Annotated in this window: 20 protein-coding genes; 7 read left to right on the top strand and 13 right to left on the bottom strand. The window is 70.2% G+C overall.

Annotation, left to right across the window (positions count from 1 at the left end; genetic code table 11):
* Nucleotides 1-101 precede the first annotated feature (101 nt).
* Both AB0N22_RS08235 and rsrA read left to right on the top strand, forming a co-directional pair.
* Nucleotides 102-731, top strand: a complete 630-nt coding sequence (locus tag AB0N22_RS08235) for a sigma-70 family RNA polymerase sigma factor (protein ID WP_364639267.1) — start codon at nt 102-104, stop codon at nt 729-731.
* A complete protein-coding gene (gene rsrA, locus AB0N22_RS08230) occupies nt 728-1,006 on the top strand; it encodes a mycothiol system anti-sigma-R factor (RefSeq protein ID WP_364637999.1) in 279 nt (92 codons plus the stop codon). The genes AB0N22_RS08235 and rsrA overlap by 4 nt, the downstream gene beginning before the upstream one ends.
* A gap of 161 nt (nt 1,007-1,167) precedes the next feature.
* Here the strand turns inward: rsrA and AB0N22_RS08225 are convergent, their stop codons facing one another.
* The 6 genes from AB0N22_RS08225 to AB0N22_RS08200 are packed head-to-tail and all read right to left on the bottom strand — an operon-like array spanning nt 1,168 to nt 8,171.
* Nucleotides 1,168-1,539, bottom strand: coding sequence for a hotdog domain-containing protein (locus AB0N22_RS08225; protein ID WP_364637997.1), 372 nt, complete (start codon nt 1,537-1,539; stop codon nt 1,168-1,170).
* Nucleotides 1,540-1,549: 10 nt separating this feature from the next.
* Nucleotides 1,550-3,292: an ABC transporter ATP-binding protein gene (locus tag AB0N22_RS08220; RefSeq protein WP_364637995.1), complete on the bottom strand. Its 1,743-nt coding sequence runs from the start codon at nt 3,290-3,292 to the stop codon at nt 1,550-1,552.
* Nucleotides 3,289-5,007 carry an ABC transporter ATP-binding protein gene (locus AB0N22_RS08215; protein ID WP_364637993.1) on the bottom strand — a complete coding sequence of 573 codons (1,719 nt, stop codon included), beginning with the start codon at nt 5,005-5,007 and terminating at the stop codon, nt 3,289-3,291. The genes AB0N22_RS08220 and AB0N22_RS08215 overlap by 4 nt, the downstream gene beginning before the upstream one ends.
* A 49-nt stretch (nt 5,008-5,056) precedes the next feature.
* Entirely contained in the window at nt 5,057-5,560 is a 504-nt protein-coding gene (locus AB0N22_RS08210; protein ID WP_364637991.1) for a GNAT family N-acetyltransferase, read from the bottom strand.
* A 1-nt stretch (nt 5,561) separates the two neighbouring features.
* Nucleotides 5,562-7,232: an acetolactate synthase gene (locus AB0N22_RS08205; protein WP_364637989.1), complete on the bottom strand. Its 1,671-nt coding sequence runs from the start codon at nt 7,230-7,232 to the stop codon at nt 5,562-5,564.
* A 21-nt stretch (nt 7,233-7,253) separates the two neighbouring features.
* Nucleotides 7,254-8,171, bottom strand: coding sequence for a DUF2785 domain-containing protein (locus tag AB0N22_RS08200; RefSeq protein WP_364637987.1), 918 nt, complete (start codon nt 8,169-8,171; stop codon nt 7,254-7,256).
* 39 nt (nt 8,172-8,210) lie between these two features.
* Here AB0N22_RS08200 and AB0N22_RS08195 point away from each other — a divergent pair, with 39 nt between their 5' ends.
* Complete coding sequence (locus tag AB0N22_RS08195) at nt 8,211-9,665, top strand: sensor histidine kinase (protein WP_364637985.1); 1,455 nt, start codon at nt 8,211-8,213, stop codon at nt 9,663-9,665.
* 62 nt (nt 9,666-9,727) lie between these two features.
* Here AB0N22_RS08195 and AB0N22_RS08190 read toward each other — a convergent pair whose 3' ends face one another.
* Entirely contained in the window at nt 9,728-9,979 is a 252-nt protein-coding gene (locus AB0N22_RS08190; RefSeq protein WP_082530375.1) for a WhiB family transcriptional regulator, read from the bottom strand.
* A 157-nt stretch (nt 9,980-10,136) separates the two neighbouring features.
* Here AB0N22_RS08190 and AB0N22_RS08185 point away from each other — a divergent pair, with 157 nt between their 5' ends.
* The 3 genes from AB0N22_RS08185 (at nt 10,137) to AB0N22_RS08175 (ending at nt 12,845) form a co-directional block, all read left to right on the top strand.
* Complete coding sequence (locus AB0N22_RS08185; RefSeq protein ID WP_364637983.1) at nt 10,137-10,532, top strand: hypothetical protein; 396 nt, start codon at nt 10,137-10,139, stop codon at nt 10,530-10,532.
* Nucleotides 10,533-10,660: 128 nt separating this feature from the next.
* Entirely contained in the window at nt 10,661-11,860 is a 1,200-nt protein-coding gene (locus AB0N22_RS08180) for an NADP-dependent malic enzyme (protein WP_364637981.1), read from the top strand.
* A gap of 16 nt (nt 11,861-11,876) precedes the next feature.
* On the top strand, nt 11,877-12,845 hold the full coding sequence (locus AB0N22_RS08175; RefSeq protein ID WP_364637979.1) for a zinc-binding dehydrogenase: 969 nt from the start codon (nt 11,877-11,879) through the stop codon (nt 12,843-12,845).
* 71 nt (nt 12,846-12,916) lie between these two features.
* Here the strand turns inward: AB0N22_RS08175 and AB0N22_RS08170 are convergent, their stop codons facing one another.
* The 3 genes from AB0N22_RS08170 to AB0N22_RS08160 all read right to left on the bottom strand — a co-directional run bounded on the left by AB0N22_RS08170 (nt 12,917) and on the right by AB0N22_RS08160 (nt 18,168).
* Complete coding sequence (locus AB0N22_RS08170; protein WP_364637977.1) at nt 12,917-13,090, bottom strand: DUF6104 family protein; 174 nt, start codon at nt 13,088-13,090, stop codon at nt 12,917-12,919.
* Nucleotides 13,091-13,093: 3 nt separating this feature from the next.
* Entirely contained in the window at nt 13,094-16,933 is a 3,840-nt protein-coding gene (locus tag AB0N22_RS08165) for a multifunctional oxoglutarate decarboxylase/oxoglutarate dehydrogenase thiamine pyrophosphate-binding subunit/dihydrolipoyllysine-residue succinyltransferase subunit (protein WP_364637975.1), read from the bottom strand.
* Nucleotides 16,934-17,121: 188 nt separating this feature from the next.
* A complete protein-coding gene (locus AB0N22_RS08160; RefSeq protein WP_364637973.1) occupies nt 17,122-18,168 on the bottom strand; it encodes a winged helix DNA-binding domain-containing protein in 1,047 nt (348 codons plus the stop codon).
* A gap of 108 nt (nt 18,169-18,276) precedes the next feature.
* On the opposite strand from AB0N22_RS08160, the gene AB0N22_RS08155 reads away from it, so the two are divergent.
* A complete protein-coding gene (locus AB0N22_RS08155; protein WP_364637971.1) occupies nt 18,277-18,870 on the top strand; it encodes a hypothetical protein in 594 nt (197 codons plus the stop codon).
* A 6-nt stretch (nt 18,871-18,876) separates the two neighbouring features.
* Here the strand turns inward: AB0N22_RS08155 and AB0N22_RS08150 are convergent, their stop codons facing one another.
* The 3 genes from AB0N22_RS08150 to AB0N22_RS08140 all read right to left on the bottom strand — a co-directional run bounded on the left by AB0N22_RS08150 (nt 18,877) and on the right by AB0N22_RS08140 (nt 21,524).
* Entirely contained in the window at nt 18,877-19,320 is a 444-nt protein-coding gene (locus AB0N22_RS08150) for an OsmC family peroxiredoxin (protein ID WP_364637969.1), read from the bottom strand.
* Nucleotides 19,321-19,447: 127 nt separating this feature from the next.
* Nucleotides 19,448-20,368 carry an SDR family NAD(P)-dependent oxidoreductase gene (locus AB0N22_RS08145; RefSeq protein ID WP_364637967.1) on the bottom strand — a complete coding sequence of 307 codons (921 nt, stop codon included), beginning with the start codon at nt 20,366-20,368 and terminating at the stop codon, nt 19,448-19,450.
* A gap of 22 nt (nt 20,369-20,390) precedes the next feature.
* Nucleotides 20,391-21,524, bottom strand: coding sequence for a N(5)-(carboxyethyl)ornithine synthase (locus AB0N22_RS08140; RefSeq protein WP_364637965.1), 1,134 nt, complete (start codon nt 21,522-21,524; stop codon nt 20,391-20,393).
* Between the last annotated feature and the right edge of the window lie 62 nt (nt 21,525-21,586).

Raw genomic sequence — 21,586 nt, 5'->3', positions numbered from 1 at the left:
ACCCGGCAGGAGGTTCGATGCTGACATACGCAGACCACGGGCTCGAGAGGTCCATCACGCCCCTCAGCCGACCCACCGTCCCCGGAGTAGGCTGGGAGGCGATGACCGTCACCGGCGAGACACCCGACAGCGCCGACCAGCGCGACACCGAGACCTCGGAGCAGCAGCAGGCGCGCTTCGAGGCCGACGCCCTGCCCTTCCTCGACCAGCTCTACTCGGCAGCGCTGCGCATGACGCGCAGCCCGCACGACGCCGAGGACCTCGTGCAGGAGACCTACGCCAAGGCATTCAGTGCGTTCCACCAGTTCAAGCCGGGCACCAACCTCAAGGCCTGGCTCTACCGCATCCTGACCAACACCTACATCAACTCGTACCGCAAGAAGCAGCGCCAGCCGCAGCAGGTCACCGACGAGATCGAGGACTGGCAGATCGCGCGGGCCGAGTCGCACGGGTCCAGCGGGTTGAAGTCCGCCGAGATGGAGGCGCTCGAGCACCTGCCCGACAGCGACGTCAAGGATGCGCTGCAGGCACTGCCTGACGACTTCCGCTACGCGGTCTACCTGGCCGACGTCGAAGGTTTCCCCTACAAGGAGATCGCCGAGATCATGGACACGCCGATCGGCACCGTGATGTCACGGCTGCACCGCGGTCGTCGCATGCTGCGCGAGATGTTGGCCGACTACGCCCGCGACCGGGGCATGGCCGTCACGGGAGCGGGTGACAAGGCATGATCGAGCCGACCCCGTGCGAGGGACCCGACTGCGAGAAGGCGTTGGAGAACCTCTACCTGTTCATCGACCAGGAGATCGACACCGCGAGCTGCGCCGAGATCCAGTCGCACATCGACGAGTGCACCTCGTGCCTGAGCGAGTACGACCTCGAGCGGGTCGTGAAGACCTTGGTGTCGCGCTCGTGCTCCGAGGTGGCGCCCGAGCCGCTGCGCGAGAAGGTGCTCTTCTCGATCCGCACGGTGCAGGTCGAGATCACCGAGCGCCGAGCGCCCTAGCCCCACCAACGAAGAAATCCCCGTCCAGCGGACGGGGATTTCTTGTCTTGGGTGTTGCACTCACGCGTTGGGGCGCTTGCCGTGGTTGGCGCCCTTCTTGCGGCGTGCGCGACGCTTGCGGCCGGTCTTGCCCATGGTGATCCTCCTCCGAAGTCGAGGCCTCAGTCTTTCACAGGGGGGATCCGGGCCAGGAATCGCTCCCGGTCGACGACGACGCGACGGACCTCGCCGGTCGCCAGGAGGGTGCCGTCCGCGTCGTGGGCCGCGACCTGGAAGCGTACGAGCCGGCCGTCGGTGTGGACGACGTTCGCGGTCGCCGTGACCGTTGCCCCGACGGGACTGGCAGCGAGGTGCTCGAGCTCGACCCGGGTCCCGACGCTCGTGCGGTCCGCGGCCAGCTCGAGCGCGGCGCACGTCGCCTCCTCGCACCAGGCGAGGACGCGGGGGGTGGCCAGGACCGCGAGGTCCCCACTGCCGAGAGCCTGCGCCGTGTCGGCCTCGGTGACGACGTGGGTGATGCTGGCGGTGTCCATGCGCAGAAGACTACGACGACCAGGCCGACCACAGGTCGGCGTACCGGCCGCCGGCGGCGACGAGCTCGTCGTGCGTGCCCTCCTCGATGATCCGCCCGTCGTGCATCACCACGACCCGGTCGGCCGACTGCGCCTGGGTCAGTCGGTGGGCGACCACGAGTGCCGTACGCCCCCGGGTCACGGCGATCGCCGCGGCCTCGAGCTCGCGCGCCCCGGACGACCCGGCCTCCGCCGTGGCCTCGTCGAACACCGCCACCCATGGGTCGTGCAGCAGCACGCGAGCCAGCGCGAGCTGCTGGGCCTGGGACGGCGTGAGGGCATGGCCGTGGTCGCCGACGACGGTGTCGAGGCCGTCGGGCAGCGCATCGACCCAGGAGAGCGCCCGCACGGTGTCGAGCGCGGAGCGGATCTCGCCGTCGTCGGCCTGCGGCCTGGCCAGGTCGACGTTCTCGCGCACCGTGCCGGAGAAGACGTGCACGTCCTGGGTGACCAGGGCGATCCCGGACCGGATGTGGGCGGGGTCGAGCGCGTCCAGCGTGAATCCGCCCAGCCGGACCGTGCCGGACGTGGGGTCCAGCAGCCCGGCGGCGATCGCCCCGAGCGTGCTCTTGCCGGCGCCGGTCGCGCCCACCAGCGCGACCCTCTCGCCCGCGGCGAGCCGCAAGGTGACGTCGGCGAGGACCGGGCGGCCCTCGACGTAGGCATGACCGACGCCGACCAGCTCGAACGTCCCGGACCGCACCGGGGACGGGCCGCCGGTTCGCGGCGAGGGCTCGAGCATCGCGACCCCGGCGAGCCGAGCCAGCGAAGCCCCGGCCGACTGGACGTCGTCGAAGATCATCAGCAGGGCGCCGATGGGGTTGAACAGCCGGTGGAAGTACAGCGCCGCGGCGGTCACGGCTCCGACCGTGGTGAGGTCCCCGCGCACCAGCACGAAGCCGGTGCCGAGCACGAGTCCCAGCCCGATCAGCTCGGATCGGTTGGTGCGGGCGCCGAACCGGGTCAGGAGCGAGAACACGTCGAGGGTGATCGTCATGGCGCGGCGCGAGTGGTGGGTGATGCGGTCGAGCTGGGCCTGCTCGCGGGACAGCGCGCGGAGCGTCGCGGCGCCCTGCACGCCACTGACGAGAACCTCAGCCCGCTCGCCTTGCGCGATGCGCTCGCGCTTGTAGTAGGGACCGGAGCGCGGCAGGTACCAGCGCAGCCCGAGGACGTAGAACGGCGCCGCCCCGAGCCCGGCCAGGCCGAGCCGCCAGTCCAGCGCGAAGAGCCCGCCAGCGGTGAACACGACGGCGACGAGGGACTGGATCAGCAGCGGGACGATCTGGGTCAGCGACCGGGCCACGACTCGCACGTCGTCGCCCATCCGCGACAGCAGGTCGCCCGCACCGGCCTCCTCGAGCCGGATGCTGTCGAGGTGCAGGGCGCGGTCCAGGGCCTGCTCCCGCAGGTCTGCGAGGGCCGGTTCTCCGGACCTGGCCAGGTAGGTCACCGACAGTGACGTGCCGAGCCCGGCGACGACGCTCGCGGCGGCGATCACCAGGACGCCGCGCAGGATGCTGGAGGTGTCGCCGCTGGTCGACACGGTGTCGACGATGTCGCCGAGGACCCATGGCGCTACCAGACCTGCCAGTCCCACGACGACGAATGCCGCGGCTGACACGGCAAGCGGTCCGCGGTGGGCCCGCAGCATGCGCATCGCGATCCGGGTCGTCTCGGCCCGCGACGCGATGGGCAGCAGATGGCGGGTCATCGGAGCACCGCCCGACGATAGGTCTCGTCCTCGGAGAGCTCGTGGTGCGTACCGGTCGCGACGACCTGGCCCGCCGTGATCATGACGACGCGGTCCGCGGCCGCCAGGATGGCCGGGCTCGAGGTGATGACGATCGTGGTGAGCCCGGACCCGTCATGGTGGCGCAGCGTACGGATGCCCTCGGCGACCCGCTGCTCGGTCATCGCGTCGACGGCGCTCGTGGGCTCGGCGAGGACGAGGATCGGAGCGCGGGTCGCCAGGGCGCGAGCCAGCGAGATGCGCTGCCGCTGGCCGCCCGAGAACGTGGTCGCACCGGCGGTGACGGGCTGCTGCAGCCCGTCCGGGTGCAGGCCGACGACGTCGCCGGCTGCCGATGCGGACAGGACCTCCTCGAGCGCCGCGTCGTCGAGCCGCCCGTCGGGGTCGATCGCCGAGCGCAAGGTCCCCTCGAACAGGTCGACGTGGTGCTGGCTCACGACGACCCGGGAGCGGAGGGAGTCGATCGTCAGCTCGTCGACGGGGTGACCACCGAGCGCCACCAGGCCCTCGCGATCCGCGGGACCGATCTCGCCACGCAGGAGCCGTACGAGCAGGTCGCTGCTGGCGGTGTCGTCCACGACGACGCCCAGCAGCTCACCGCTGCGAGGCGCGAGGTCGACGCCGCGGATCGGACCGGCGGTCACCCCATCGAGGGTGAGCTCGGGGCTCGCCTCGTCGAGGACGATCTCGCCGTACGTCGCCAGCTGGGGGGTCTGCAGGAACTCGACGACCCGTCGCGCCGAGGCGAAGGACGACGCTGCCTGCGCACTCGTCTCGCCGAGCCCGGTGATGGGCTCGGCGAGGAACTGCGTCAGGCCCACGATCGCGATCAGCTCGCCGATGCTGATCGTGCCGTCGAGGGCGCGGGTGCCGGCCAGCCACGCCACGACCGCGAGGAAGATGCCGCTGAGCGACGCGGTGAGGCCGAACAGGTAGCCGACGGACTGCGCCGTGCGGATGCTGGCGTCGCGGGCCGAGGCGCTGTGCCCGCGATAGCGGGCGGCCGCGACGTTCTCGGCGCCGACACCCTTGAGCGGGCGGAGCCCTTTCACGAGGTCCGTCGCGATGCCGGTCGCCTTGGCGATGCCGGCCTGCTGGTCGCTGGTGTGCCGGGCGATCAGGGGGGTCACGACCTGGATCAGCGCCAGCACGAGCGGCACGCCGAGCAGCACCACGACGCCGATCGTGAGGTCGATGCGGATCAGGACGACCGCACTGACGACGACGCCGACGAGCCCGGCCAGGGTGTAGCCGACGTGCCAGAGGAACTGGCCGATCGTCTCGGCGTCGGACGTGGCCAGCGACAGCGTCTCGCCGGGCAGCAGGCCCGTACGGGCGCCACCGGGCCCCAGCACGTGCTCGCTGACCTCGACCCGGAGCAGATGGGTCTCGAGCTCCAGAGCACCGACACCGAGCCGCGCCCCGAACCGGTAGGAGTAGCTCAGCACGACGAACAGCGCGACGAGCGCCGCGCCCCAGGTCGCGAGCTCGCTCACGTCGCCGGTGGCCACGGCACGGTCGATGACGACGCCGATGACGACCGGCACCAAGGCCTCGCAGAGAAGCCAGGAGCAGATCAGGGCATAGCTGCCGAACAGCTTCCTGCGGTGGCGACGCAGCCCTCGCCGCAGCAGGGCGCCGGCGCTCCGGGGTGGAGCAGGGACGTCGACAGGCACCGGGTCAGGCTAGCCTCAGCTGCGCCCGTCCGATCCACCCAGGTGGGCGTCAGAGATCCACCGAGAAGGCCCACAGGATGACGTCGGGCTCGGGGCTCCAGTCGAGCTCAGGACGACGCACGAAGCCCAGGCGGGCGTACAGCCGATGCGCCGGGACCATCTCCAGGAGGGAGAACAGCAGGACCTCGGTCAACCCGGCCTCGCGCGCGAGCCCGAGGCAGTGCTCGACCAAGGCCTGTCCGATCCCGCGGCCACGTGCCTCCGGCGCGATCGAGAGCGTACGGAACTCGCCTTGATGCGGCTCCTTGGCCAGCTGGGCGTCGCCGGACCCGTACGGGCACCACGTCACGGTGCCGACCAGCTCGTCGTCGTCGATCGCCACGAGCAGGGTGCTCTTGTCGGCGCGGGAGGCGGCGTCGGCGAGCCAGCCGGCGTAGCCGTCGTCGAACGTCCCGTCCGGGTAGGTGAGGTAGCCGTCGGCGTCGTATCCGGCGACGCTCAGCGCTCCGACGGCCTCGTACTCCGCCTCGAGGGCCGGCCGGATGACGACCACGTCAGATGCCGGTGGTGTTGCGCGGGTAGGCCGCGTTGATGTCCGTCATGACGTTGACGAGGTAGGGGACGCCCGAGGCGAACGCGCGGTCGAGGGCCGGGCCGATCTCGCGGGGGTCCGTCACCATCTCGCCGCCGCCACCCAGCGCGGTGACGACCTGGTCGTAGCGCGTCTGCGGAGCCAGGTCGGCGGCGACGTCGTAGCCGTACAGCCACTGCATCGGCCCCTTCTCGAGCCCCCACGCCGAGTTGTTGCCGACCACCATGACGACGGGCAGGTTGTGCCGCACGAGGCTGTCGACGTCCATGAGCGACATGCCGGCCGCACCGTCGCCGTAGAGCAGGACGACCTGGCTCGACGGTCGGGCGATGCGGGCTGCCATCGCGGCGCCCATGCCGGCGCCGAGGCAACCATAGGGACCGGGATCGAGCCAGCCACCGGGCCGCTTGGGCTCGACGAACTTGCCCGCGAACGACACGAAGTCGCCGCCGTCGCCGATCACGACGGCGTCGTCGGCCAGGCGCGGGAGCAGCTCGCCGTAGATGCGAGCCGGGTGGATCGGGTCCGCCTCGGCCATCAGCAGCTCGCTGTCGCGTTGCGTGGCCGCGGCGACCTCGGCCTGCAGCGTCCCGATCCACGAGGACCAGTTGGGACGGCGACCGTGCTGCGACGACGAGGTCAGCGAGTCGAGCAGCGCGGTGAAGAACAGCGTCAGGTCGCCGCTCGCGGATGCCGCGAGCTCGGCGTGCGTCGACATCTGGCCGGGGGAGTCCGCGACGTGCACGGTACGCGCCGGGGTCGCGCCGTCCTTGCCGCCGAAGATGCCGTAACCGAGGCGGAAGTCGAGCGGGGTGCCGACGACGATCACCAGGTCGGACTGGTTGAACGAGGTCGAGCGGGCCTTGGTCACGAGCTGTGGGTGCCCACCGGGCACGATGCCGCGGCCCATGCCGTTGGAGATCACCGGCATGCCGGTCTCCTCGACGAAGTGCAGGGCCGCGACCTCGGCGCGATCGGCCCAGACGTCGGTGCCCAGGACCAGGACGGGTCGGGCCGACTGCCGGATGAGCTCGGCGATGGCCTCGACGGCACCGGGGTCGGGCTCGACCGGGGTCGTGGGGTTGCCCTGCGACGGCGTGGTCACGGTCGTGCTGTTGAAGAACTCGTCCATGGGGACGTCGACGAACGTCGGACCGCGATGCGACGAGCCGGCGAGGGTGAAGGACTCGTCCATGACCGGAGCGATGTCGTCGACCGTCCGGGCGGTGACGGCGGACTTCGAGATCGAGTCGAGGATCGGTGGCTGGTCAAGCTCCTGCAGGCTGCCCGAGCCCCACCGGTTGTTGGGCGCCCGGCCGCCGACGACGACGAGCGGCGAGCCGGAGAAGCTGGCCTGGGCGATGGGGCTCACGCCGTTGGTCACGCCGGGTCCGGCGGTGAGCACGGCGAGGCCCGGGGTGCGGGTCAGCTTGCCGATCGCCTCGGCCGCGAACACGGCCGTGGGCTCGTGGCGGACGTCGATGATCGGCATCGGCGGCTCGGCCTTGACGGCGGCGTCGTACATCGGGAACACGTGGGCACCCGACAGGGTGAACATCGTCTCGACGCCATGGGCGCGGGCCACGTCGACGGCGTGGACTCCGCCGTGACCTTCTCGGGGCTCAGTACTCATGTGACGCAGGCTACTGGAGCGTCAGGCCAGCGGCTTGGCCCTGGTCGTCGGGCGGTAGAGCCAAGGACTCTCGGCGCGGATCTGGTCGAGGACCGCGAGCAGCAGGTCCGCCCGGTGCGCGGGCTGCTCCGCGAACAGCTCGGCGTCGGCCCGCAGGTCGTCGCGGCCCTGCACCCCGAGCGCGAGCTGGAGGTGCAGCGCCCGCAGGAACGACGACGTGTTGCGCACGCCGGGGGAGGGCCACTCCGCCTCGAGGTGGCCGCGGGTGCGCGGGGGCTTGATGCCGGCGCCGAGCCGGGCGAGCCACGGCTCGACGATGCTCGGGTCGAGCTCGTTGCGGTGCAGCAGCGTCATGACGGCGTACGCCAGCCGGTCGTCCTCGCCGTGGCGCCAGATGTAGGCCGTCGGCGTCAGGACACGGTCAGCGATGACGTCGAGGAGGACCGTCAGCTCGAGCCGGCCGAAGTGCCGCGAGCGCGCGAGCGCCGCCAGGAGGTCGGCGCCGTGGGCGATCGAGTTGGCCCACCCCAGCTCGGGGATCCAACCGCGATGGTCCTGCTCCCGGACGTACCAGGCGGTTGCCCGGTCGCCCCAGTCCAGCACCGAGGAGGCCGACATCAGGTGCTCGTTGTTGTCGCGGCCGATGATCTCGGCCAGCATCAGCGCGCTGTAGGACCGCCGCAGGACCGAGACGTCGCCGTCGTGGCCGAGGCCGTAGCGCAGGCCGGGCGCGATGCCGTCGCCGAGCCCGGACAACAGCTCGTCGTAGACGCCGCGCGTGATCCACGTGGTCAGCAGGGGGTAGGCCAGGTCCTCGCGCCACCGGGGGTTGGAGTGGCCCAGCATCTCGACGAGCTCGACGGTGCACTCGTCGAGGCTGCGGTCACCGGGTACGTTCATCCCGCTCTGCATCACGGTTTGCCAATACGCCTCAGACACTCGCTCATCGTGCCACGCCTCCGCCACTAGGCTGACTGTGTGCCCTCGCTGGATGACATCGCGCGCTTCCAGACGTCGCTGAGCCCTGACGACGTGGCGTGGCTGCACGCCCTGGTCACGGACTGGCAGATCATCGCCGACCTGTCGTTCTCCGACCTCGTGCTGTGGGTGCCCGACGCGGAGGCCAAGGGCATGTGGGCCGGGGCCCAGATCCGCCCCACGACCGGGCCGACGACCCTGTTCGAGGACGTCGCCGGGACGTTCATGCCGTCGGGCCGTATCGACGAGATCGAGCTGGCCCTGAGCAGCGGCGAGGTCGTCGCCGAACGGATCGCCGAGCTGCCGGACGGCCGTCGCATCCGGGTCGAGTTGGTCCCGGTCACGCACGACGGTCGGACGATCGCCGTGATCTCCCGCCGCAGCGCCGAGTCAGGCGTCCGCACCGCCAGCACGCTCGAGGCCGCGTACTTCGAGGCAGCCGGCGAGCTCACCGAGATGATTCGCCGAGGCGAGTTCCCGTTGCCGGGCAGCCGCTCGGACCTGGCCGACTCGTTGCGGGTGGGTGACGGGTTCGTTCGTACGAACGCCGCCGGGACGGTCCGCTACGCCAGCCCCAACGCGATGTCGGCCTACCGTCGCCTCGGACTCGTCGGTGACCTGGTCGGCACGCAGCTGGGGCACGTCACCTCGGGTCTCGTCGACCGCCGCCCGACCGACCGAGGTGCCCGCGGCCTGCTCGGCGGTGACGCCAGCACGGAGGCCGAGATCGAGAACTCGGCGGCCTCCCTGCTGCTGCGGGTCATCCCGCTGCGGTCGGACGGCCACCGCAGCGGGGCCCTGATCCTGCTGCGCGACGTCACCGAGCTGAGGCTCCGCGAGCGCGAGCTCGTCTCCAAGGAGGCGACGATCCGCGAGATCCACCACCGGGTCAAGAACAACCTGCAGACCGTCGCCGCCCTCCTGCGGCTCCAGGGCCGGCGCATGGAGCTGCCCGAGGCGCGCGCGGCGCTCGACGACGCCGAGCGCCGGGTCGGGTCGATCGCCCTCGTCCACGAGACCTTGAGCCAGTCGTTCGACGACAACGTCGCGTTCGACGAGATCGCCGACCGGTTGCTGCGCACCGTGCTCGACGTGGGCGAGGAGGCGTCCGCGGTCGGTCGCATCCGCGCGGACCGGATCGGCTCGTTCGGCCTGCTTCCCGGTGCGGTGGCGACCCCGCTGGCGATGGTGCTGACCGAGCTGGTCCAGAACGCGTCGGCGCACGCCTTCGATGAGCGCGGCGGCACCGTGACGATCGCCGTCAACCGCATCCGCGACCGCGTACGCCTGCGGGTCAGCGACGACGGCAAGGGACTGCCAGCGGACTTCGACCCCGCCGGCAGCCTCGGCCTGTCGATCGTCACGACGTTGGTCGAGGGCGAGCTGCACGGCTCGCTGGCCTTCGAGCAGCGGTCCGGCGGCGGCACGACCGTGGCCATCTCGCTCCACGTGTAGCGGTCGGGGATGCAAAGAACCCCGCGGCCGAGGCCACGGGGTTCACCGATACGTGCGTACGTTCAGGCAGTACGAATACGTGCCCGTGCGTTGCGGCGCTTCAGCGTACGACGTTCGTCTTCGCTCAAGCCTCCCCACACACCGTGATCCTGTCCGGACTCGAGTGCCCACTGGAGGCACTGCTCGCGAACGTCACAGCGGCGGCATACGACCTTGGCCTCTTCGATCTGCAAGATGGCGGGACCCGTGTTGCCGATGGGGAAGAAGAGCTCAGGGTCCTCATCGAGGCATGCAGACTTGTGACGCCAATCCATGTGGACACTCCTTCCCGTTCGGTGTTGCTCCCTGGGCAGGCCTGTTTGACCCGGTACCAAGGCGTTGACCTCCATGTTTTCAACAATCCAATCGCTTTACAAGGGCTGCGCCGCGCGCGAATTGTCAGTTCGGTCACACGCTCCCTACCCTGATGTCGTGAGCGCTCACGCCAAGCCGACCGGCACGGCTCGAAACCTGCTTCTCGTAGCGGCCGTCGTCGTCCTCGCCGAGGCCGGGACCTGCGTGGTCCTGGCCGTCCTCGGCCTGCTCGACCTGGGCGGGGACAGCATCGGCTCCGGCATCGGGGTGTCCCTCATCCTCGCGGTGTACGGCGGGTTCCAGGCCTGGGCCGCGTGGCGAGTCACCGAGGGGGACCAGTGGGCCCGCAGCCCGCTCGTCGTCACCCAGATCATCCAGCTCATCATCGCGTTCAACCTCGCAGACGTACCGACGTGGATCACGGTCCTGCTGGGCTCCGCCGCGGTCGTCACCCTGGCCTGCCTGCTGTCCCCGCCGGTGACCCGGGCCCTCGGGGACAACCCTCCCGTGTGAGAGACTGGCGGTCGGGCACAACCCGTGTGACCCCGCCTCGGCGGGCAGCAATGAGCGGCGTACTCGCCGCGCCGGCGACCTGATCGGTCCCGAAGAGAACGTACGGAACGGCCCCGAGGATCCACACCATGGTTGCGACTGACATCGACGTGCACTCCGACACCCCTGACCCCGACGACCCGGTCTTCGCCCTGCACCGCGGCGGCAAGATGGCGATCTCGGCGACGGTGCCGCTGCGCAACGCCCAGGACCTGGCGATGTCCTACACACCCGGCGTCGCACGGGTGTGCGAGGCGATCGCGGCCGACCCGGCCCTCGCCCACGACTACACCTGGGTGTCCAACACCGTCGCGGTGGTCACGGACGGCACCGCGGTGCTCGGGCTCGGCGACATCGGCCCGGCAGCGTCGATGCCCGTCATGGAGGGCAAGGCCGTGCTGTTCAAGCAGTTCGGTGGGGTCGATGCGATCCCGGTCGCCCTCGACACGACCGACGTCGACGAGATCGTCGAGACCATCGTCCGACTCGCGCCGACATTTGGTGGCATCAACCTCGAGGACATCTCGAGCCCGCGCTGCTTCGAGATCGAGCGCCGCCTGATCGAGCGCCTCGAGATCCCGGTCTTCCACGACGACCAGCACGGCACCGCCGTCGTGACCCTCGCCGCGCTGATCAACGCCGCGCGCGTGACGGACCGCGAGCTGGACGACCTCAAGGTCGTCATCTCCGGGGCCGGTGCCGCGGGCGTCGCGATCATGAAGATGCTCCAGACGGCCGGCGTGCGCAAGATCGCCGTCGTCGACCGCACCGGCGTCATCCACCCGGCGCGCGAAGGACTCGACGTCGTCAAGGCCGGCATCGCCGAGGCGACCGCCCCGTGGGCCCGGCCCGGCACGATCGCCGATGCGCTGGCCGGGGCCGATGTCTTCGTCGGTGTCTCGGGCGGGACGGTTCCCGAGGCCGCTGTGGCCTCGATGGCACCGGACGCCGTCGTCTTCGCGATGGCCAACCCGACCCCCGAGGTGCACCCGGACATCGCTCACAAGTACGCGCGGATCGTGGCCACCGGACGCTCTGACTTCCCCAACCAGATCAACAACGTGCTGGTGTTCCCCGGGATCTTCCGCGGGGCCCTCGACGTCCGCGCGACGCGGATCTCCGAGGGCATGAAGCTCGCCGCGGCCCACGCCATCGCCGACCTCGTCGGCGACGACCTCAGTGAGACGTACGTCATCCCGTCGCCGTTCGATCCCCGGGTAGCCTCTGCCGTGGCGCGGGCCGTCACGGACACCGCGCGCCGCGAGGGCGTGGCTCGACGCCCCTACTGATCTCGACAGGAGCGCGATGTTCGCCGTCTACGCAGGAACCATCGATCCGAAGGACCCCCTGAGCGGTCTGGTGGTGGGCGACCGCCCCGCCCCCGAGGTCCCGGACGGCTGGACCACCGTCACGGTCAAGGCGGCATCGATCAATCACCACGACGTGTGGAGCCTGCGCGGGGTCGGCCTGCGCGAGGAGTCGCTGCCGATGATCCTCGGCTGCGATGCCGCGGGCCTCGACGAGGACGGCAACGAGGTGCTGGTGCACGCGGTCATCAGCGATCCGTCGTGGCGCGGTGACGAGACGCTCGACCCCAAGCGGTCCCTGCTGTCGGAGCGCCACCAGGGCACGTTTGCCGAGAAGGTCGCCGTGCCGACCCGCAACGTCGTGGCGAAGCCCGCTGGCCTGTCCTTCGCCGAGGCGGCGTGCCTGCCGACGGCCTGGCTCACGGCCTACCGCATGCTCTTCACGCAGTCGGGCCTGCAGCAGGGCGACACGGTCCTGGTCCAAGGAGCCGGGGGAGGCGTCGCCACCGCGGCGATCACGCTGGCCAGGGCCGCCGGCTTCCGCGTCTACGCGACGAGCCGTGACGAGGACAAGCGCCAGAAGGCGGTCGAGATCGGCGCCCACGAGGCGTTCGAGTCCGGTGCTCGGCTGCCCAGCAAGGTCGACGCCGTCATCGAGACCGTCGGTGCAGCGACCTGGTCGCACTCGGTCAAGTCGATGCGGCCCGGCGGCACGATCGTCATCGCGGGGGCGACCTCGGGCGACGCGCCGTCGCACGCCGAGCTGACCCGCATCTTCTTCCAGCAGATGCGCGTGCACGGCTCGACGATGGGCACGCGTGACGAGCTGCACCGCCTCGCCCAGTTCATGGACGTCACAGGCACCCGGCCGCTCATCGACCGCGAGATCCCGATGGCGGACGCCGCGGACGGGCTGGCCTCGGTCATCGACGGTGACGTCTTCGGCAAGATCGTCCTGACCCTCTAGCCCCCGAGCTTTGTGACGTTGATCGTCACGCGAGGCGCCAGCGTGACGATCACCGTCACAAAACTTGGGGGTCAGTCCTCGTCGTCGAGGCGGGCCAGCCAGGTGGCGAGCCGCTCGACCGGGACCTCGAACTCGGGGTTCAGGTCGACGAACTCGACGAGCCGCTCCGCAAGCCAGGCGAAGGTGACCTCTTCGTCACCTCGCCGGCTCTGGAGCTCCTCGATGCCTCGATCCGTGAAGTACATGCGTCAGCTGAAGGCCTGCTGCATCAGCGTGGCCTGCTCCTCGACGTGCCGGTTGTGCGAGCCCACGGACGGTGCCGACGACTCCGGGCGCGAGACGCGCAGCAGCGGGAGGCCGTCGAACTCGCCGCTGTAGTGCAGCGCGACGTGTGGCCACGGGCCCTGGTTGGCCGGCTCGTCCTGCACCCAGCGCACCTCGCGGGCGTTGACGAACTGGCTGATCACGGCGTTGAGCTCGGACGTGGGCCGCGGGTAGAGCTGCTCGAGACGGACGATCGCGGTGCGGGACTGGCCCGACTCCCGCTTCTCGCGCTCGGCGAACAGGTCCCAGGCGATCTTGCCCGAGCAGACCAGCACGCGCTCGACCTTGGACGCGTCGACGGAGTCGTCGCCGATCACCGGCCGGAACTTGCCGGAGGTGAAGTCCTCCGGCTGCGAGGCCGCCGCCTTGCTGCGCAGCATCGACTTCGGCGTGAAGACGACGAGCGGGCGGTGCTGCGTCTGCAGGTTCTGTCGGCGCAGCAGGTGGAAGTACGACGCGGGGGTCGAGGGCTGCGCGAGCGTCATGGCGTCGTTGGCGCACAGCTCGAGGAACCGCTCGATGCGGGCCGACGTGTGGTCCGGCCCCTGTCCCTCGTGACCGTGCGGCAGGAGCAGCACGACGCCGGACTTCTGGCCCCACTTGCTCTCACCGGCCGAGATGTACTCGTCGATGACCGACTGGGCGCCGTTGATGAAGTCGCCGAACTGCGCCTCCCAGATCGTGAGCGCCTCGGGGCGGGCGACCGAGTAGCCGTACTCGAAGCCCAGTGCGGCGTACTCGCTCAGGAGCGAGTCGTAGATGTAGAACGTGGCCTGGTCGTCTCCGACGTTGGCCAGCGGGGTCCACTCGTTGGCGTTCGTGCGATCGATGATCGTCGCGAACCGCGAGGAGAACGTGCCGCGGCGCGAGTCCTGACCGGCGAGGCGTACGGGCCGCCCGTCGAGCAGCAACGAGCCGAGCGCGAGGATCTCGCCCGTGCCCCAGTCGATCGGGCCGGCGCTGATCGACTGCGCGCGGCGCTGCAGCTGCGGGAGCACCTTGGGGTGGACCGTGAAGCCCTCGGGCACGTTGGTGTAGGAGTCGGCGATCGCCTTCATCGTCTCGGGCGTGATCGCGGTGACCAGCTCGCCGGCGTGCTCGGGCTTCTCGGGGTAGTCCGGGGTGCGCGAGTAGCCGGGATCGGTCGTGCTCTCCTTGACCTCGGCGAAGTTGCGCTCGAGCTGTGCCTGGTAGTCGCTGAGCGCTGCTTCGGCCTCCTCGAGGGTGATGTCGCCACGTCCCACCAGGGCTTCGGTGTAGAGCTTGCGCACCGACTTCTTGGCGTTGATCGTGTCGTACATCAGCGGCTGGGTGAAGCTCGGGTCGTCACCCTCGTTGTGACCACGGCGGCGGTAGCAGACCAGGTCGATGACGATGTCCTTGTGGAACGTGCGGCGGTACTCGTACGCCAGGTGTGCCACGCGGATGCAGGCCTCGGGGTCGTCGCCGTTGACGTGGAAGACCGGCGCCTGGATCATGCGGGCGACGTCGGTGCAGTACGTCGAGGAGCGCGACGACGAGGGTGCCGTCGTGAAGCCGACCTGGTTGTTGACGATCAGGTGGATCGTGCCGCCCGTGCGGTAGCCGCGCAGCTGCGACAGGTTGAGCGTCTCGGCCACGACGCCCTGCCCGGCGAACGCGGCGTCGCCGTGCACGAGGACGGGGAGGACGGGGTACTCCGCGCCACGGTTGAGCCGGTCCTGCTTGGCGCGGGCGATGCCCTCCAGCACGGGGTCGACGACCTCGAGGTGGGACGGGTTGGCCGCGACGGAGACCTTGATCTTGTCGCCGGTGCCGGAGGTGAACTCACCCTCGACGCCGAGGTGGTACTTGACGTCGCCGGAACCCTGCACCGTACGGGGGTCGATGTTGCCCTCGAACTCGCGGAACACCGAGCCTGCGTGCTTGCCGGCGATGTTGACGAGCACGTTGAGGCGACCGCGGTGGGCCATGCCGATGCAGACCTCGTCGAGCTGGTCGGCCGCGGCGGCCTCGCAGATCTCGTCGAGCACGGGGACCGTGGTCTCGCCGCCCTCGAGGCTGAAGCGCTTCTGCCCGACGAACTTGGTCTGCAGGAACGTCTCGAACGCCTCGGCCTGGTTGAGCTTCTGCAGGATCCGCAGCTGCTCCTCGCGGGGCGGCTTGGTGTGCGGCCGCTCGATGCGCTCCTGGAACCAGGCGCGCTCGTCTGGATCCTGGATGTGCATGTACTCCAGGCCGATCGTGCGGGCGTAGGAGTCGCGCAGGATGCCGAGGATCTCGCGCAGCTTCATGAAGCGCTTGTCGGTCTTGAACGATCCCGTGGCGAACTCGCGGTCGAGGTCCCACAGCGTCAGGCCGTGCGACGCGGTGTCGAGGTCGGCGTGACTGCGCGGCCGGTTGTCGAGCGGGTTGGTGTCGGCCATGAGGTGACCACGGACGCGGAACGCGTGGATCAGCTCGAGGACGCGGGCCTGCTTGTGCACCTCGTCGTCGTGGCTGACCGCGATGTCCTGGGCCCAGCGGATCGGCTCGTAGGGGATCTTGAGGGCGCGGAAGATCTCGTCGTAGAAGTCCTCCTCGCCGAGCAGCAGGGCGTGGATCTTCTTGAGGAACTCGCCCGACTGCGCGCCCTGGATGACGCGGTGGTCGTACGTCGAGGTCAGCGTCATCATCTTGGAGATCGCCATCTGGGCGAGCGTGTGCTCGCTGGCGCCCTGGAACTCCGGCGGGTACTCCATCGAGCCGACGCCGACGATGACGCCCTGCCCCTGCATGAGACGGGGGATCGAGTGGTTGGTGCCGATGCCACCGGGGTTGGTGAGGCTGACGGTCGTGCCCTGGAAGTCGGAGACCTCGAGCTTGCCGTCGCGCGCCTTGCGGACCATGGTCTCGTAGGCGGCCCAGAACTCCGCGAAGCCCATGGTCTCGGCGGCCTTGATCGAGGGCACGAGCAGCGTGCGGGAGCCGTCGGGCTTCTTGAGGTCGATCGCGAGACCGAAGTTGACGTGCTCGGGCTTGAGCTGGTTGGGCTTGCCGTCGACGACCTCGAAGCCGGTGTTCATCTCCGGGATGGCCTTGAGGGCCTTGACGATGGCCCAGCCGATGAGGTGCGTGAACGAGACCTTGCCACCACGGGCGCGGGCCAGGTGGTTGTTGATCACGATGCGGTTGTCGAACAGGAGCTTGACCGGGACCGAGCGGACGCTCGTGGCGGTCGGGACGGCCAGGCTGGCGTCCATGTTGGCGACCGTGCGGGCCGCCGCGCCGCGCAGGACGACGTTGTCGACCTCGCCGGGACCGGCCTTGGGCGCCTCGGCCTTCTTGGTGGCGGGAGGCGTGGCCGCGGCCGTGGGTGCGTCGACGACCGGGGGCAACGGGGCCGGCGGGTCGACGTGCGCCGGGGCAGCCACCTGGCTCTGCGCCGGGGTCACGGCCGCAGGCTCGGTCTTGGCGGCCGGAGCTGCCGTGGACGACGGTGCCGTCGGGGCCGGGCTGGGCGCAGCAGGCTCGGCCTTGGCGGCGGGCTGCTCGGCCTTGGCAGCGGCCGCGGGCTCCTTGGCCTTGGCAGCGGGCGCCGGGCTGGCCGCCGAGCTAGCGCCGTTGGCCGACGCGCCGTTGCCGGAGCTGCCCGCCATCGCCGCGCCGTCGCCGCTCTCGAAGAACGTCACCCAGGTGGCGTCGACCGACGACTTGTCCTGGCGGAAACGTTCGTACATCTCTTCGACGAGCCACTGGTTGGTGCCGAAATCAGGGGTTGAATGGTCTTGTGAGGACTCGGCCACAGCCTCGATCGCCTCTTCCGAATTGTGTGCTGGCGCGTTTGCAAAAACTACCGCTAACAGGGTAACGCGGCGTCCTACCGCCCTGCAGGCAGGTGGACGGCCGAATCGCCGTGATCATGGCGCCTGGTTGATGGGGCGTGGTGGACATCACGTCCGCCTTGACGCTGGCTCGTCAGCTCGTCAGCTCGTCAGCTCGCCAGCGTGAGCTGTGGCTCACGGTTCAAGAACCGGCCGAACGCGGCAGCCTCGGCCTCGAGGGCGCGCCGCACCGCCGCCGTGAGCCGAGGCGCTCGGTCGACCACGATCGTGACCGTCCTGGCCGAGACCGTGCGGGACCACCGGGCGCAGAGGAGGCCGTCGATCATCAGCAGTCCGGCGCCGCGCATCACGTCGTCAGCGGTGCCGTCGAACCCTGCGTAGTCCTCGGGGTCGCGAGCGTAGGAGATGTACTCGTCGAAGTTCGACAGCAGCATCACGCGCGGGACCTCGGCCTCGACCGGCTCGTCGATCATCCAGTAGGCCTGGCCGTCGACGTCCAGCGGTCGGAGCCCGGCGAGCTCGATCGCCCGGCGGCTGTCGGTCAGGGTGAGGCTCGTCCACCACGCCAGGTCCTTGTCGCGGAACGGCCCGTGCCCTCGGGCATACCGGCGGGCAGCCTCGGCCAGCAGCTCGTCGTGGGCTGGTGCCTCCGGCTGGGGCGGCAGGGCGACGTAGGTGTGCTGCTTGCCCTGCATCGGGCCGTTCGCGGCGAGCAGCCGGATCTCGGCGTTCATCAGCTGGTGCACCAGGAACGTGCCGGTGGCCTGCAGCCCGGCGCCCTCGAGGGCCTCGGCGAGCTCGGCGCGGGTGTGCGGCTCGCCGTCGGCCAACGCAGCCGCGATGACCTCGGAGCCGCGGTCGATGAGCTCCATGCTGAGCCCGAGGGCGTTCCAGCTCGACGTCATGACCTGGCGGATGCGGGGGGCGGTCAGGGCCATGAGCCAGGGCAGGTCCGCCGGGTCGACGAAGTGCCAGGTCGGCCGCAGGATGTGCGTGCGGAGGAAGTCGCCGCGAGCGAACGCGGCCTGGACCTCGGCGTACGTCAGGCCGGGCGTGCGGCGGGCGACCGCCCACAGGGCCATGTCGTGGAGCTGTGACTGGACGCAGCCCAGGTGGCGCACGACGTCGGCGGCTGTCTCGAGCCGTGGGGTTGCGAGCCCCTGTGCGTGGACTCGGCCGGGGACGTTGGGCTTCACGGGTTCAGCATGGCGTACGAGACGGACCTTTCGGCGGGTCGATGCGCCCGGCGGCCGTGCTCTAGGCTCGCCCTGACGAAGCATGATCAGCGACGAAGGTGGAGATCGATGAGCACTGGGACAACTTCGGGACGCAACCGGCTCGTGGTTCCGGCCGCGGCCGGCGCGATCCTCCTGGTCATCATCATCGGCGTCCTGCTCGCGCGCGGCGGCGACGAGACACCCGCAGCGCCCAAGGCCACCAAGTCGACGACGGCTGCACCCACCGCGCCGCAGGACAAGCTCAAGGGCTCGGGTGACGCACCCGAGGCGATCTCGGTCAAGACCGCGACGGTCGCGCGGGGCTCGAGCGTCTTCGCGCTCGGCGCCGAGCTGCCCGACATCGACATCAAGAAGATCGACACCGTCAATCTCGTGATGGGTCAGGACGACGGCGACGTGCTGTGGCGCCTGACGACCTTCCAGGACGCCCGTGGGGGCTTCGTCTATCCCGAGCTCTACCTGGTCAAGGACGGGGACGACGAGCAGTTCGCCTGCAACGCCGTCATGCGCATCAAGGGTGTCCAGCTGACCATGACGGTCCCACTGAAGTGCCTCGACGACTCCGAGAAGCCCCTGCGGGCACGCCTTGAGATCACTGATCGCGATGGCGGCGAGGAGAAGACCTCGACGTCCAAGGAGCTCAGCGCTCCCAAGGCGTAGACCCGGTCAGGGAGTCTCGAGCGCGGCGTCGAGCGTGATGTCGACGCCGGCGAGGGCCTTGCTGATGGGACAACCGACCTTGGCGGCCTCGGCTGCCTCGAGGAAGCCGGCCTCGTCGATGCCCTCGACCTCGCCACGGACCTTGAGCACGATGCCCGTGAGCTTGAACCCGCCATCGGGGTCGGGACCGAGCGTGACCTCGGCGCTGACCTCCATCGACTGCGGCGAGGCGTCCCGCGCATTGAGCTGGCCGGCCAGCGACATGGCGTAGCAGGCCGAGTGGGAGGCGCCGATGAGCTCCTCGGGATTCGTGACGCCGCCGCCGTCGTCGGACGCGCGCTTGGGGAACGAGACCTCGAACGTGCCGAGGCCCGAGCTGGTGAGCTCGACCTGGCCGGAACCGTCCTGCAGACCGCCGTCCCAGGCGGTACGGGCTGTGCGTGTGGGCATCGTGAACCTTCTTTCCGTATCGGGTGTCACCTCGACGCTACTGGTCCGGGTCTGACGCGGGGAAGGTGCGAGGTGACGGCCGGGTGAAACTTCCTGCCGTCCGGCGGGATGCAGGCCAGGCCCTGGCTCAGTCGCGACTGCCCAGGAGCTCGAGGGAGACCTCCCAGAGCCGCTCGGCGTTGCCGGGGTCGAGCGCGTACGGCGCCACCCCGGTCATGTCGTCGGTCGGGCGATCGACGACCACGGCCTGCTGGTTGTCGACGAAGTAGCGCCCGCCGATCCCCTCGAGCAGGGGGCTGGTGGCGAGCAGCACCGACGTCGACGCGCCCTGCTCGACGGTCTTGGCGAGAGGGTTCGGCGGCTCCGAGCCATCGCTGTGCCGTTGGAGGTTGGTGGCGATCGAGCCGGGCATCAACGCGTTCGCGGTGATCCCGTCGTCGGCCCAGCGCCTGGTCGCCTCCACCGCGAACAGGACGTTGGCGGTCTTGGACTGGCCGTACGCGGCCCCCGGGTCGTACGGCATGAACCGGTAGAACAGGTCGTCGAAGATCACCGGCGACCGGAAGTGTGCGCTTGAGCTGACCGAGACGATGCGGGCACGGCCTGCAGCCGCGAGGGCGTCGTGCAGCCCGAGCGCCAGCTTGAAGTGCCCCAGGTGGTTGGTCGCGAACTGCAGCTCCCAGCCCTGCTCGGTGTAGGTCTCCGGCGTGGCCATGACGCCGGCGTTGTTGACGAGGATGTGGAGCGGCTCGTCCCACTCGGCGGCGAAGGTGTCGACGCTGTCGAGGTCCGTCAGCTCGAGGTGGCGGACGTCGACGACACCTCCGGACGTCGTCCGGCGAATATCCGCGGCGACCTCCTCGCCCGCGTCCAGGTCGCGCACGGCCAGGGTCACGTCCGCGCCGGCACCGGCCAGCGCGCGGGCCGTCTCGACCCCGATGCCGGACGCGCCTCCGGTGACGACGGCGCGCCTGCCCCGCAGGTCGATGCCCTCGACCACCTCGGCGGCGGTGGACGTGATGTCGAACGGTGTCGTGATGCGGTCCATGCCCCCCAGCATGCGCGCCGGCCTAGACGTGCGGGTAGTCGGGGGAGCGCTGCTGGAAGGCCAGGATGTCGGGGTTCTGGACGACGCCGTCCCGGATCTCGATCGCCCGCCTCAGCGTCTCGTCGGCGTCCCAGGCCTCCGGACCGGCGAGGACCTTCGAGACGTACGGCAGGAGGGCCTGGCTGATCTCCCACGTGGCGGAGTTCCAGAGGTACGACGGGCTGTGGTCGACCGCGTAGTAGGTGACGCCGTTGCCGACCGTGAACGTCGGCTCGTCGAAGGACGTCGGCCTGGCCCACTCGAACCCCATGCCCTCGTCGCAGGACACGTCGACCACGAGCGTGCCCGACGCCAGGGTCGGCAGGTCGTCGTTCGTCAGGAACGTCATGGGGGAGTTCGGGTTCTGCAGGACACAGTTGACGATGACGTCGTGCTCGGCCAGCAGCGCCGGCATCGGCACCCAGCTCTCGTCGACGAACGCGCGACTCTCCGCCGGCGACGCGGCCGGGTCGAAGTGCACGATGCGGGCCGAGTGGATCGGTGCGCTGACGGCCGCCACGCCGCGCTGCGTGAAGATGTCGACGTCGTGGATGCCATGGGCGCTCAGCGCCGTGACGGCACCTCGTGCGGTGGCCCCGAACCCGATCACGGCGGCGGCGAGGCGGCGTCCGTAGTTGCCGGTCAGTCCGCCGATCTCCATCGCGTGCAGCACGGACGAGTAGCCGGCGAGCTCGTTGTTCTTGTGGAACACGTGCAGCAGGAAGTTGCCGTCGCCGCTCCAGTGGTTCATGACCTCCCACGCGATGAGGGTCAGCTTGCGGTCGATCGCGGCCTGGGTGAGCGCGCGGTCCTGCACGCAGTGCGGCCAGCCCCAGAGCGTCTGGCCCTCGCGCATCGCCAGCAGGTCGGACGGCTGGGGCTTGGTCAGCAGGATGATGTCGCAGCGCTCGATCAGCTCGGCACGGCTGAGGATGCCGCCGACGTACGGCCGCAGCTCGTCGTCGGACCAGCCGAAGTTCGCCCCGTAGCCGGCCTCGAGGAACACGTGAGGTCGCTGCGCCTCGGTCAGCCGCTCCAGGTGCCGCGGGTGGATCGGCAGCCGGCGTTCGTTCTCCTTGGCGGTGTGGGCGATGACGCCCAGGTCGAGCTGTTCCATGCGGCTCCGTCTGATGAGGGTCTTGTGCAGGATCGAGTGCCCGCTGCCCGCTCTCGTGATGC

This window comes from Aeromicrobium sp. NPDC092404, from assembly GCF_040684095.1.
Lineage (GTDB): Bacteria > Actinomycetota > Actinomycetes > Propionibacteriales > Nocardioidaceae > Aeromicrobium.
This window is presented reverse-complemented; position numbering and strand designations above follow the sequence as displayed.